Annotated in this window: 13 protein-coding genes; 4 read left to right on the forward strand and 9 right to left on the reverse strand. The window is 71.6% G+C overall.

What is annotated here, in order from left to right; genetic code table 11:
• Positions 1-86: 86 nt before the first annotated feature.
• Genes AB0G63_RS31150 through AB0G63_RS31160 form a run of 3 tightly spaced genes read right to left on the reverse strand, consistent with a single transcriptional unit; the run spans position 87 to position 2,009 of the window.
• Positions 87-845, reverse strand: coding sequence for a DUF3710 domain-containing protein (locus AB0G63_RS31150; RefSeq protein ID WP_360757049.1), 759 nt, complete (start codon positions 843-845; stop codon positions 87-89).
• Position 846: 1 nt separating this feature from the next.
• A complete protein-coding gene (gene dut / locus AB0G63_RS31155; RefSeq protein ID WP_360757077.1) occupies positions 847-1,398 on the reverse strand; it encodes a dUTP diphosphatase in 552 nt (183 codons plus the stop codon).
• Between the two features lie 26 nt (positions 1,399-1,424).
• The gene (locus tag AB0G63_RS31160) at positions 1,425-2,009 is read right to left on the reverse strand and encodes a PaaI family thioesterase (protein ID WP_360757051.1); all 585 of its coding nucleotides are present in this window, start codon (positions 2,007-2,009) and stop codon (positions 1,425-1,427) included.
• Positions 2,010-2,067: 58 nt separating this feature from the next.
• Here AB0G63_RS31160 and AB0G63_RS31165 point away from each other — a divergent pair, with 58 nt between their 5' ends.
• Entirely contained in the window at positions 2,068-2,532 is a 465-nt protein-coding gene (locus AB0G63_RS31165) for a DUF3093 domain-containing protein (protein WP_360757054.1), read from the forward strand.
• Between the two features lie 226 nt (positions 2,533-2,758).
• On the opposite strand, the gene AB0G63_RS31170 is transcribed toward AB0G63_RS31165, so the two are convergent.
• The 4 genes from AB0G63_RS31170 to AB0G63_RS31185 all read right to left on the reverse strand — a co-directional run bounded on the left by AB0G63_RS31170 (position 2,759) and on the right by AB0G63_RS31185 (position 6,283).
• Complete coding sequence (locus tag AB0G63_RS31170) at positions 2,759-3,676, reverse strand: hypothetical protein (protein ID WP_360757056.1); 918 nt, start codon at positions 3,674-3,676, stop codon at positions 2,759-2,761.
• 13 nt (positions 3,677-3,689) lie between these two features.
• Positions 3,690-3,986: a DUF4193 domain-containing protein gene (locus tag AB0G63_RS31175; RefSeq protein ID WP_003997302.1), complete on the reverse strand. Its 297-nt coding sequence runs from the start codon at positions 3,984-3,986 to the stop codon at positions 3,690-3,692.
• 404 nt (positions 3,987-4,390) lie between these two features.
• Complete coding sequence (locus tag AB0G63_RS31180) at positions 4,391-5,623, reverse strand: HAMP domain-containing sensor histidine kinase (protein WP_360757060.1); 1,233 nt, start codon at positions 5,621-5,623, stop codon at positions 4,391-4,393.
• A 6-nt stretch (positions 5,624-5,629) separates the two neighbouring features.
• On the reverse strand, positions 5,630-6,283 hold the full coding sequence (locus tag AB0G63_RS31185) for a response regulator transcription factor (RefSeq protein ID WP_010353034.1): 654 nt from the start codon (positions 6,281-6,283) through the stop codon (positions 5,630-5,632).
• A gap of 415 nt (positions 6,284-6,698) precedes the next feature.
• Here AB0G63_RS31185 and AB0G63_RS31190 point away from each other — a divergent pair, with 415 nt between their 5' ends.
• Entirely contained in the window at positions 6,699-6,863 is a 165-nt protein-coding gene (locus AB0G63_RS31190) for a hypothetical protein (protein ID WP_360757062.1), read from the forward strand.
• Between the two features lie 205 nt (positions 6,864-7,068).
• Here AB0G63_RS31190 and AB0G63_RS31195 read toward each other — a convergent pair whose 3' ends face one another.
• Positions 7,069-7,884, reverse strand: coding sequence for an inositol monophosphatase family protein (locus AB0G63_RS31195; RefSeq protein ID WP_360757064.1), 816 nt, complete (start codon positions 7,882-7,884; stop codon positions 7,069-7,071).
• Positions 7,885-7,892: 8 nt separating this feature from the next.
• Complete coding sequence (locus tag AB0G63_RS31200) at positions 7,893-9,020, reverse strand: ferrochelatase (RefSeq protein ID WP_360757067.1); 1,128 nt, start codon at positions 9,018-9,020, stop codon at positions 7,893-7,895.
• 184 nt (positions 9,021-9,204) lie between these two features.
• Here AB0G63_RS31200 and AB0G63_RS31205 point away from each other — a divergent pair, with 184 nt between their 5' ends.
• Both AB0G63_RS31205 and AB0G63_RS31210 read left to right on the forward strand, forming a co-directional pair.
• A complete protein-coding gene (locus AB0G63_RS31205; RefSeq protein WP_360757069.1) occupies positions 9,205-10,443 on the forward strand; it encodes an MFS transporter in 1,239 nt (412 codons plus the stop codon).
• Entirely contained in the window at positions 10,403-11,722 is a 1,320-nt protein-coding gene (locus tag AB0G63_RS31210) for a D-arabinono-1,4-lactone oxidase (RefSeq protein ID WP_360757071.1), read from the forward strand. Before AB0G63_RS31205 ends, AB0G63_RS31210 begins: the two co-directional genes overlap by 41 nt.
• Positions 11,723-11,818 lie beyond the last annotated feature (96 nt).

An 11,818-nucleotide genomic window follows, 5' to 3' on the forward strand; every position in this document is an offset into this window, starting at 1 on the left:
GGCACCCGCCCGTTCAACGGCCGCGCGCACGAAGAGACGCAGAAAGGCCGCACCCGGCCACGGGTGCGGCCCTCGAAGGCTTACGGCTACCGGACCTCGGTGATCTCCGGTCCGCGCTGGAGCTGCCCCATGCCGCCGGCGAAGCGGGAGCCCTCTTCCTGCTGGACGCCCTCGGGCACCATCTGGGCGTCGTTCGGCAGCTTCAGGACGATCGGGTCGCGGGGCGCCATCGGGCCGTCGCCGCGGACCACGACCGTGTCCCGGAAGATCTGCTCGAGCAGGCCGGCCGCCTGCGGCTGCACCGCGCCCTGGCCCGAGATCACCCCGCGCAGGAACCAGCGGGGACCGTCCACGCCGACGAACCGCACGACCTGGAAGCCGCCCGTGCCGTCCGGCAGCTGCACCGGGACCTGGGCGCGCAGCTCCCAGCCCAGCGGCCCCTCGGTCTCGTCGACGATGCCGCCCTGCTGGGTGATGCCGGTGGCGATCTCCTCGCGCACCTCGCCCCAGATGCCCTCGCGCTTCGGCGCGGCGAAGGCCTGGAGCTGGATGGCGCTGTCGCGCAGCACGACGGTCGCCGCGACGATCGCGTCGCCGGCGACCTCGACCCGCAGCTCCATGCCGTCCACGCCCGGCACGAACAGCCCGCCGAGGTCCACCCGGCCCTCGCCGGGCCGGCTGACCTCGGAGCTGTCCCAGGGCCCTTCGGGCCGCGGTCCCGGCGCGAGCCTCACCCGCTCGCGCTCGACCTCGTCGTCCGCCTCAGCGTCGGCACTGTCGACGACCTGCTCGGCCTCGCCGGCCGCGTCCTCGGCGGCATCCCTCTTCTTGCGACGTCCGAACACGTCACTGTCCTTCCCGGTCGGATACGACCGAAGCGTATCGATTCCCACCCGCCTGGCCGCCCACGGCGGCCTGACCGCTTGTGCCGCTCTTCCCGCCCACCGCGGCGTGACCGCCCGTGGACCCGAAGCCCCCTTCGGCCCGCGCCGAGCCGGGAAGCTCCGCCACCTCTTGGAAGCGGACCCTCTCGACCTGCTGGACCACCAGTTGGGCGATCCGGTCGAAGCGCTCGAACCGCACGGGCTCGTGCGGGTCGAGATTCACCACGATCACCTTGATCTCCCCACGGTACCCGGCATCAACCGTCCCCGGGGCATTCACGAGGGCGACACCGCAGCGGGCGGCGAGACCGGATCGCGGGTGCACGAAGGCCGCGTACCCATCCGGGAGGGCGATGGACACACCCGTGGGCAGCACGGCCCGCTCTCCCGGCCGCAGTTCCCGGGCGACGGTGGTGCGCAGATCGGCTCCCGCGTCACCGGGGTGCTCGTACGCCGGAAGCGGTACGTCCGGTTCGACGCGCCGGATCAGTACGTTCACCGGGTCACGGCGCACGGAGTCACCGCTCCGGGGTTCACCGCTCACGGGTTCACCTCGAAGGCGCGGGCCCGCCGGAGCTGGTCCGGGTCGTCCATGGCCGCCTGGATCTCCTCCTTGCGGCCGTGGTCGACGAAGTGGTCCACCTTCACCTCGATGAAGAGGGCGTCGGCGCGGACGGCGACGGGTCCGTCGGGGCCGCCGATCCGCCCGGTGGCGGTCGAGTAGATCTTGCGGCCCGCCACCGCCGTGACCTCGGCCTCCAGGTACAGCACCGTGCCCACCGGGACGGGGCGCACGAAGTCGGTCTCCAGCCGCCCGGTCACCGCGATCGTCCGCAGCAGCCAGTTCAGCGAGCCGAGGGTCTCGTCGAGCGCGGTGGCCAGCACCCCGCCGTGCGCGAGGCCGGGCGCGCCCTGGTGGGCCGGCTGCACGGTGAACTCGGCGGTGATGCGGACGCCCTCGCCGGCCCGGGCCGCCAGGTGCAGCCCGTGGGGCTGGTCGCCGCCACAGCCGAAACACTGTCCGTAATGGGCGCCGAGAAGCTCACCGGGCGCGGGGGCGTCGGGATGGCGCACGGGTGTCACCGCGTCGGCGGGAGGCTTCAGAGCTGCGGAAGTACCACTCACAGCCGCAGACCTTACCCGCGCGTCGGCTGGTTCCGGACACCGTGCCAAGCTTGGCTCCATGCAGCTCTCCGCCGCCCCTTACGAAGAACGCCTCACCGCCCCCCGCGCCTGGTGGCTGGTCTCGGTCCTGGCCGGGTGCTCCCTGGCCCTGATCCTGCTGCCGTTCGGCACGCTGCCGATGCTGGGCGGCCTGGTGGGCGGCACCGCCGCGGCGGCGGTCGTGGCGAGCTCCTACGGTTCGGTCCGCGTCCGCGTGGTGGGCGGTTCGCTGATCGCGGGCGAGGCGAAGATCCCGGTGACGGCGCTGGGCGAGGCGGAGGTCCTGGACGCGGAGCAGGCCCGGGCCTGGCGTACCCACAAGGCGGACACCCGCGCCTTCATGCTGCTGCGCGCCTACATCCCCACGGCGCTGCGCGTGGAGGTCACCGACCCCGAGGACCCGACGCCCTACCTGTACCTGTCGACGCGGGAGCCGGAGCGGCTGGCGCGGGCCCTGAAGGCGGCCCAGGAGGCCGCGCGGTAGGCCCTGTCGTCTGGATCAGGTCGGGTGTGAGGTACGGCGCCTTGTAGCCGACCCGAGCGGAGTCCGGTGCGTGCAGCTGCAAGGCGGAGGAGGGAGTCGACGCGACGGGGGTGCCCCCGCGCGAGCGCAGCCGAGCGTGAGGGAGTCGGCGACCGACGACAACGCGGCAGATGCGCGTGCCAGACCCCGCGACGCCGGGATGATCCAAACGACAGGGCCTACGCGCTCAGCGCCCGAGTCCCTTCCCGAGCTCCTCCGGCGTCAGCGGGTCCGCCGGCTGCTCCAGGGGCGGCAGTTCGGGCAGCGCGTCCCAGGGCACCTGGAGGCGTCTGAGGTCGGCGCGGATGCGGGCCGCGAGCTTTCTGGTGTCCCGGCGGTTCATCAGGGCCCCGACGGCGGCTCCCACCATGAAGGGCATCAGGTTCGGCAGGTCGCGCACCAGGCGCCGCATGATCTGCTGCCGCAGCCGCTGCTTCAGGCTGCTGTTGACCGCGCTGCCGTAGGTCGACGGCCTGGTCACGTCGATCCCGCGCTCTCCCGACCAGGAGTCGAGGTAGGCGGCGGTGCGCTGGGTCAGGTTCCCCGGCGGCCGCACGCCGTACACCTCGTGCAGCTCGGCGATCAGCTTCAGTTCGATGGCCGCGACGCCGGTGATCTCCGCGGCCAGCTCGGTCGGCATCGCGGGCGGGACGGGCAGCATCGCCGCGGCTCCGACGCCCGCTCCGACCGTGGACGTGCCCAGCACCGCGCCCGCGACGAGCTTGTCGGCGAGTTGTTCGGGCCCCAGGTCGGGGAACTGCTTGCGGAGGGTCGCGAGGTCCCGTACGGGGATCCGCGGGGCGTTCTCGACGACCCGGTCGGTGAGGTACGCGAGGGCCGCCCTGGCGCGGCTGCCGCCCTTGCGGACGCCTTCCCGGGCCGTGTCCCGTATCGCCGCGGCCCGCCGCCGTGCGACGGGCGGGGGGCCGGTCGGCGACGCCGGGGATACGGCGTGGTCGGCCGGTTCGAGCGAGGCCCCCGCGGTCCCTGGGGAACCGGACGGGCCTCGCTCGTGGTCACGCGCGCCGTGTGGACCGTCGGACGGTCCGTGGTCCGCTCCCGGCAGGGGGGAGCGGCGCTTCCGAGGAGGGGTCGAGCCGGTCACGGCCGACCCGTCCTCAGTCGCAGTCGCGGCAGATCGGCTGACCGTTCTTCTCCCGGGCCAGCTGGCTGCGGTGGTGCACCAGGAAGCAGCTCATGCAGGTGAACTCGTCCTGCTGCTTGGGCAGCACCCGGACGGCCAGTTCCTCGTTCGAGAGGTCCGCGCCGGGCAGCTCCAGGCCTTCCGCGGCCTCGAACTCGTCGACGTCCACCGAGGAGGTCGACTTGTCGTTCCGCCGGGCCTTGAGTTCTTCAAGGCTGTCCGAGTCGACGTCGTCGTCGGTCTTGCGTGGGGTGTCGTAATCCGTTGCCATGTCGCTCTCCCCCTCTGGGTGTCTGTGGTGTCTCCAGCGCACGTAACGCGTGAGAGGCCGGACTTGTGCCCGACCTGAGGCGGAGATTTTGCCTCACATCAAGGTCTGTTACTCAATCGACACCCAACCGGACTCCTCAAGAGTGATCGGCTTGGATGGCGAACCGGACCGTACACGGTCCCTGTGCCGCTCTTCAAAGGCGTCTCACCCTGTACTTCCCGTGATCACGACCCCCGAAAACCCGGATTTTCCAGGCTTTCCGGCACCCGATGAGATCACTGAGAGTAGATGGCCGGAAATTCGCCCTTGTGATCGATCACACACGGTACCGCCGGGTGAACGCCCGGGAAATTCCGCGCAAAGCGAACATCCCCGGGTCGTGGCGGCGTGCCGGCGGCATGATCTCAGACCGGCAGGGTGACGCGCATCACGAGACCACCGCCCTCGCGCGGCTGCGCCGAGATGTGCCCGCCGTGCGCCCGGGCCACGGAGCGGGCGATGGACAGGCCCAGGCCGACGCCCTTGTCGCTGCCGGTGCGGTCCGTCCGCAGCCGTCTGAAGGGCTCGAAGAGGTTGTCGATCTCGTACGCGGGCACCACCGGGCCGGTGTTCGCCACCACGAGGACCGCCTGGCCGTGCTGCACATCGGTCGTCACGTCGACCCAGCCGCCCTCCGGCACGTTGTACCGCACGGCGTTCTGCACCAGGTTCAGCGCGATGCGCTCCAGCAGTACGCCGTTGCCCTGGACGACCGCCGGCTTCTGCTCGCCGCGGATCACCACGCCCTTGGCCTCCGCCTCGGCGTGCACCTGGTCGATGGCCTGCCCGGCGACCTCGGCGAGGTCGACCGGTTTGCGCTCGACGATCTGGTTGTCGCTGCGGGCGAGCAGCAGCAGCCCCTCGACGAGCTGTTCGCTGCGCTCGTTGGTCGCCAGCAGCGTCTTGCCGAGCTGCTGCAGCTCCACCGGCGCGTTCGGGTCGGACAGGTGCACCTCGAGGAGGGTGCGGTTGATCGCGAGCGGGGTTCTCAGCTCGTGCGAGGCGTTGCCGACGAAACGCTGCTGCGCCGTGAAGGCCCGCTGCAGGCGCTCCAGCATGTCGTCGAAGGTGTCGGCCAGCTCCTTCAGCTCGTCGTCCGGGCCGTCCAGCTCGATACGGCGGGACAGGTCCGAGCCGGCCACCGCGCGCGCGGTCCGGGTGATCCGGCCGAGCGGCGACAGGACACGGCCGGCCATGGCGTAGCCGAAGGCGAAGGCGATCACCGCCAGGCCCAGCAGAGCCAGCAGGGACCGGCTGAGCAGGTCGTCGAGGGCGTGCTGGCGCTGCTGGTTGACGCACTGGTTCATCGCGGTGTTGAGCTCGGCCGCCGACGGCTGAGCCGGGAAGTTGCAGGTGCTGCTGCCCACCGACCCGAAGAGGATCTTGAAGGGCAGCTCGCTGCCCACTTTCAACGCGTGTGCGGCCAGCAAGTAGATGATCGACAGCAGCATGATGCCCGCGATCAGGAACATGCCGCCGTACAGCAGCGTGAGCCGTATGCGGATGGTCGGGCGCAGCCACGGGAAGGGGAGCTGCGGTGTTCTCGGGTCCCAGGTGGGCTTCGGTGGCGCCTGGGGCGGCGCGGGTGTCGTGGCCATCGCGGATCAGATCCGGTATCCGGAGCCGGGCACGGTGACGATGACGGGCGGCTCGCCCAGCTTGCGGCGCAGGGTCATGACGGTCACCCGCACCACGTTGGTGAACGGGTCGGTGTTCTCGTCCCAGGCCTTCTCCAGGAGCTGCTCCGCGGAGACGACCGCGCCCTCGCTGCGCATCAGCACCTCCAGGACGGCGAACTCCTTGGGGGCGAGCTGGACCTCCCTGCCGTCGCGGAAGACCTCACGGCGGTTGGGGTCGAGCTTGATCCCGGCGCGCTCCAGGACCGGCGGCAGGGGCACGCTGGTGCGCCGGCCGAGGGCCCGCACGCGCGCGATGAGCTCGCTGAAGGCGAACGGCTTCGGCAGGTAGTCGTCGGCGCCGATCTCCAGTCCCTCGACCCGGTCGCTGACGTCGCCGGACGCGGTGAGCATCAGCACGCGCGTGGGCATGCCCAGCTCGACGATCTTCCGGCAGACGTCGTCTCCGTGGACCAGGGGGAGGTCGCGGTCGAGAACGACCACGTCGTAGTCGTTGACGCCGATGCGCTCCAGGGCGGCCGCACCGTCGTACACGACGTCGACGGCCATGGCCTCCCGGCGCAGTCCGGTGGCCACCGCATCGGCGAGCAGCTGCTCGTCCTCGACGACGAGTACGCGCACGTCGCTGTCCTTCCTGTGTCCACCCGCGTAGCGCCTGGCGGGCGCGCGCGGGCCGGGGTCTTCATGGGTGTGTGCCTCCATCCTGCCCTTTTCGGCCATAAGTCGGCTGTAAGGCGGGTGGCACGGAAACGAAGGGCGAGTGATCGACCCGGGAATGCGAGATTTTCTCGTCGGGTTGAGGTTTCCGCGGGAGAAACGGCGGGGAGGACGGTTCATACCCCGCGATCACGCTCTGCTAGTGCCGCAACACCATGCGGCACGGCGTCAATCCGCTTTCCGCAGAGCGGGCGTGGGTGTCCGGCACCGTAGCCGCCCAGCTGGGGCAGCGCTGGGCATCCACCGCAGACGTGATCGTCCCTTCCGAACGGCACACCCCCGTGCCACCGACCCACGACCCAGGACGAGGGGGCGCAGCATGGACGCATTCACCGCAGGACTTCTGCAGCGCATAAAGGCGACCGAGTCCGACCTCACGCGGGCTCGCAACGAGGGCGACGACTTCCTCGTCGAGGTTGAGCAGGGCGAACTCGACGACCTGCGCCGCCTCGCCGCCGAGCACGGTGTGGAGGTCGGCGCCTAGCGTCTGATCGCTTCGTGAGCACGACTCACTTCGTGAACATGACTCGCTTCGTGAGCATGACAAGAAGCCGCTTCGTGAGCACAGGCAAGAAGCACGAACGAGCCCCCGGCGAATCCAGCGCCGGGGGCTCGTTCGTGTGCGGGTACCCCGTGAGTGCGGCTCGCAGTCGGTCCCCCGGCCGACGGCGGGGGTCCGCCGGCCCGGTTCAGTCGTGCCAGGCGCCGAAGTCCTCCAGGAGCTGCTGGAGGGGCTCGAAGACGCCCGGGGTGGCCGCTACCGCCAGGTCGCGCGCGGGGGGCTCTCCGGGGCGTCCACCGGTCAGGGCGCCCGCTTCCCGGGCGATGAGGTCGCCCGCCGCGATGTCCCACGCGTTGAGGCCGCGTTCGTAGTAGCCGTCGAGGCGGCCGGCCGCCAGGTCGCACAGGTCGACCGCGGCCGATCCGCCGCGCCGGATGTCACGCAGCAGCGGGATCAGCCGGTGCGCCACCTCGGCCTGGTGCGTGCGGACCTCGGTGACGTAGTTGAAGCCGGTGGACACCAGGGCCTGGTCCAGGGGCGGCGCCGGGCGGCAGGACAGGCGGCGCTCGCCCTCCCAGGCGCCCGTGGCCCAGGCTCCGCCGCCGCGCACCGCGTGGAACGTCTCGCCGCGCATCGGGACGGCGACGACGCCGACGACGGTCTCGCCGTCCTGCTCGGCGGCGATGGAGACGGACCAGGTGGGCAGTCCGTAGAGGTAGTTGACGGTGCCGTCGAGCGGGTCGATCACCCAGCGGACGCCGCTGGTGCCGTCGGTGGAGGCGCCCTCCTCGCCGAGGAAGCCGTCGTCCGGGCGCTGTGCGGAGATCAGGTCGGTGATCAGCTTCTCGGCCGCGATGTCCATCTCGGTGACGACGTCGATCGGGCTGGACTTGGTGGCGGCGACCGCGAGGTCGGCCGGGCGGCCGTCCCGCAGCAGCTCACCGGCGCGGCGGGCGGCGTCCTGGGCGCACCGCAGGAGTTCTTCGTGCAGGGGGTCGGTCACGGGGTTCCTCACGCGTAGGGGCTGTCGGCGCCCGCGGCGGCCGGGCGGGGTGCCCGGCCGGGGCAGCAGCCCACCGGGCAGACGTCGTGGCTCGCGCCGAGCCCGCCCAGGGCGCAGGGGGTGACCCGCTCGCCGCGTTCGGCGGACGCGCGCTCCAGGATCAGGTCGCGGATCGCGGCGGCGAAGCGCGGGTCGGCCCCCACCGTGGCCGAGCGGCGTACCGGCAGGCCCAGCTCGCGGGCCTTGGCCGTGGCTTCGGTGTCGAGGTCGTAGAGGACCTCCATGTGGTCGGAGACGAAGCCGATGGGAGCCATGACGACGGCGGGGACGCCGGCCGCGTGCCGTTCCTCGAGGTGGTCGCAGATGTCGGGCTCCAGCCACGGGATGTGCGGGGCGCCGGAACGGGACTGGTAGACCAGCTGCCAGGGGTGGTCGACGCCGGTGCGCTCGCGGACCGCGTCGGCGATCAGCCGTGCCACGTCCAGGTGCTGCCTGACGTACGCGCCGCCGTCGCCGTGCCCCTCGACGGGGCCGGAGGTGTCGGCCGAGGCGGTGGGGATGGAGTGGGTGGTGAAGGCGATGTGCGCGCCGTCCCGGACGTCCTCGGGGAGGTCGGCGAGGGAGCGCAGGACGCCGTCGATCATGGGCTCGACGAAGCCGGGGTGGTTGAAGTAGTGCCGCAGCTTGTCGATCCGCGGCAGATCGAGACCCTCGGCCTCCAGGGCGGCCAGCGCGTCCGCGAGGTTCTCCCGGTACTGGCGGCAGCCCGAGTAGGAGGCGTAGGCGCTGGTGGCCAGGACCAGGACGCGGCGGCGGCCGTCGGCGGCCATCTCGCGCAGGGTGTCCGTCAGGTACGGCGCCCAGTTGCGGTTGCCCCAGTAGACCGGCAGGTCCAGGCCGTGCCCGGCGAAGTCCTCACGGAGGGCGGCCAGCAGGGCGCGGTTCTGGGCGTTGATGGGGCTGACCCCGCCGAACTGGAAGTAGTGCTGCCCGACTTCCTTGAGGCGTTCCTTGGGGATGCCCCGTCCGCGCGTCACGTTCTCCAGGAACGGGACCACGTCGTCCGGCCCTTCCGGGCCGCCGAAGGAGAGCAGGAGCAGGGCGTCGTAGGGGGTGACATCGAGCGCGTCTGGCATGAGTCGATCCTGCCACCCGGCACCGACAATGCCGCCACCCGGCACCGACCCCGGGAAACGGTGGGGGGCCGGTGCGTCAGGACGCCATGACTCGTAAGCTGTATCGACTGTAGTCGCACCTTACTGAGCCACCCTCGTCCACGCCGCGCCTTCGCCGCGGGTGGCCGGACCCACCGGAGTTCCCGTGCCCAGCCCTTACCGCGCCCTGTTCGCCGCCCCCGGCTCCCTGGGTTTCTCCGCCGCGGGTCTCGTCGGACGGATGCCGCTGTCGATGATGGGCATCGGCGTCGTCACGATGATCTCCCAGATCACCGGGCGCTACGGGCTGGCCGGCGCCCTGTCGGCCACCATCGCGCTGGCCGCGGCGGCGATCGGGCCGCAGATCTCCCGGCTGGTGGACCTGCACGGCCAGCGCAGGGTGCTGCGCCCGGCGACGCTGGTGGCGCTGACGGCGGCGGCCGGGCTGCTGCTTGCCGCGTACTTCGGCTGGCCCGACTGGGTGCTGTTCGTGTGCGCCGCCGGCATCGGCTCGGTGCCGAGCCTCGGCGCGATGGTCCGCGCCCGCTGGGCGGCCCTGTACCGGGGCACCCCGCAACTGCACACCGCCTACTCGTTCGAGTCGGTGGTGGACGAGCTGTGCTTCATCATCGGGCCGGTCATCTCCATCGGCCTGTCCACGGCCTGGTTCCCCGAGGCCGGTCCGCTGCTCGCCGCCTGTTTCCTGGCGGTCGGCGTCTTCTGGCTGACCGCGCAACGGGCCACCGAGCCCGCGCCGCACCCGCGTGAGCAGCACGGCGGCGGCACCGCCCTGCGCTCCCCCGCCCTTCAGGTGCTGGTGGCCACCTTCGTGGCGACCGGGGCGATCTTCGGCGCGGTCGACGTGGTCACCGTGGCCTTCGCCGACGAGCGGGGCCACAAGGGCGCCGCGAGCGTCGTGCTGGCGCTGTACGCGGCCGGTTCCTGCGTCGCGGGGATCGTGTTCGGGCTGCTCCGCTTCAAGGGAGCCGCCGCTCGGCGCTGGCTGCTGGGCGTGTGTGCGACGGCCGTGAGTATGATCCCCCTCCTACTGGTCGGGAACTTGCCGTTTCTGGCCGTGGCGCTCTTCGTCTCGGGTCTGTCCATCGCTCCCACGATGATCACGACGATGTCCCTGGTCGAAGAGCACGTACCACGCGCACAATCGACCGAGGGCATGACCTGGGTGAGCACCGGGCTCGCGGTCGGCGTCGCGCTCGGCTCCTCGGTGGCCGGCTGGGTCATCGACGCGGCCGGGGCGCGGGCCGGGTACGGGGTTCCGGCGGTGTCCGGGGCCGTCGCGGTCACGGTCGGTTTCCTGGGGTACCGCCGGCTCAGCAGGCCGGCTCCGCGTCGGGGAGGCACCGTTGAGCAGCACAGCGAGCGGCAGGAACGGCACGTGGCGTAACTGGGGCGGCAACGTCGCCGCGCGTCCCGCGCGGGAGGTCACCCCGGCTTCCGTCGAGGAGCTGGCCGCCGCCGTGCGGGAGGCGGCCGAGGACGGCCTGACGGTGAAGGCGGTCGGCACCGGGCACTCCTTCACCTCCATCGCCGCCACCGACGGCGTGTTGATCCGCCCTCAACTGTTGACCGGTATCCGCAAGATCGACCGGGACGCCATGACGGTCACGGTCGAGGCCGGCACCCCGCTCAAGAGACTCAACATGGCTCTCGCCCGCGAGGGCCTGTCGCTCACCAACATGGGCGACATCATGGAGCAGACCGTCTCCGGGGCCACCAGCACCGGCACCCACGGCACCGGCCGCGAGTCCGCCTCGATCGCCGCCCAGATCAAGGGACTCGAACTGGTCACGGCCGACGGGTCGGTGCTCACCTGCTCCGAGAAGGAGAACCCGGACGTCTTCGCGGCCGCCCGCATCGGCCTGGGCGCCCTCGGCATCGTCACCGCGATCACCTTCGCCGTGGAGCCGGTCTTCCTGCTCACCGCGCGCGAGGAGCCGATGCCCCTCGACCGGGTCCTCGCCGAGTTCGACCAGCACTGGGCGGAGAACGAGCACTTCGAGTTCTACTGGTTCCCGCACACCGGCAACACCAACACCAAGCGCAACAACCGCAGCGCGGGCCCGGAGCGGCCGGTGGGCCGGTTCGCCGGCTGGCTGGAGGACGAGTTCCTGTCCAACGGCGTCTTCCAGGTGGCCCAGTGGGTCGGCCGCGCGGCGCCGGCGACCGTCCCGGCGATCGCCCGGATCTCCAGCCGGGCGCTGTCGGCGCGCACGTACACCGACATCCCGTACAAGGTCTACACATCGCCGCGCCGGGTGCGGTTCGTGGAGATGGAGTACGCCGTCCCGCGCGAGGCCGTGACCGAGGTGCTGCGGGAACTGAGGACGATGGTCGACCGCTCCGGTCTCAGGATCAGCTTCCCGGTCGAGGTGCGCACGGCCCCGGCCGACGACATCACGCTGTCGACCGCGTCCGGCCGGGACAGCGCCTACGTCGCCGTACACATGTTCCGCGGCACGCCCTATCAGGCGTACTTCACCGCGGCCGAGCGGATCTTCACCGCGCACGAGGGCCGGCCGCACTGGGGCAAGCTGCACACGCGCGACGCGGAGTACCTCGCCGGCGTCTACCCGCGCTTCGGCGAGTTCACCGCGCTGCGGGACCGGCTCGACCCGGACCGCCGCTTCCAGAACGCCTACCTGCGCAGGGTGTTGGGAGCCTAGGCCCAATGCCGGTGACTTAGGTGGTGTGTGGTCTGGAGATCGTGAGGACTGCCGTGGCTGGTGGCGGCAGGTTGCGGTGTTCGGCTCGTTTGAGGG

Source organism: Streptomyces sp. NPDC020996, from assembly GCF_040641355.1.
In the GTDB taxonomy this organism is placed as follows: domain Bacteria; phylum Actinomycetota; class Actinomycetes; order Streptomycetales; family Streptomycetaceae; genus Streptomyces.

Coding starts and splice junctions, on each gene's coding strand:
- AB0G63_RS31175 (WP_003997302.1), bottom strand. CDS start 3,986: ATGGCAACGGATTACGACACCCCACGCAAGACCGACGACGACGTCGAC.
- AB0G63_RS31180 (WP_360757060.1), bottom strand. CDS start 5,623: ATGGCCACGACACCCGCGCCGCCCCAGGCGCCACCGAAGCCCACCTGG.
- AB0G63_RS31200 (WP_360757067.1), bottom strand. CDS start 9,020: ATGCCAGACGCGCTCGATGTCACCCCCTACGACGCCCTGCTCCTGCTC.
- AB0G63_RS31190 (WP_360757062.1), top strand. CDS start 6,699: ATGGACGCATTCACCGCAGGACTTCTGCAGCGCATAAAGGCGACCGAG.
- AB0G63_RS31165 (WP_360757054.1), top strand. CDS start 2,068: ATGCAGCTCTCCGCCGCCCCTTACGAAGAACGCCTCACCGCCCCCCGC.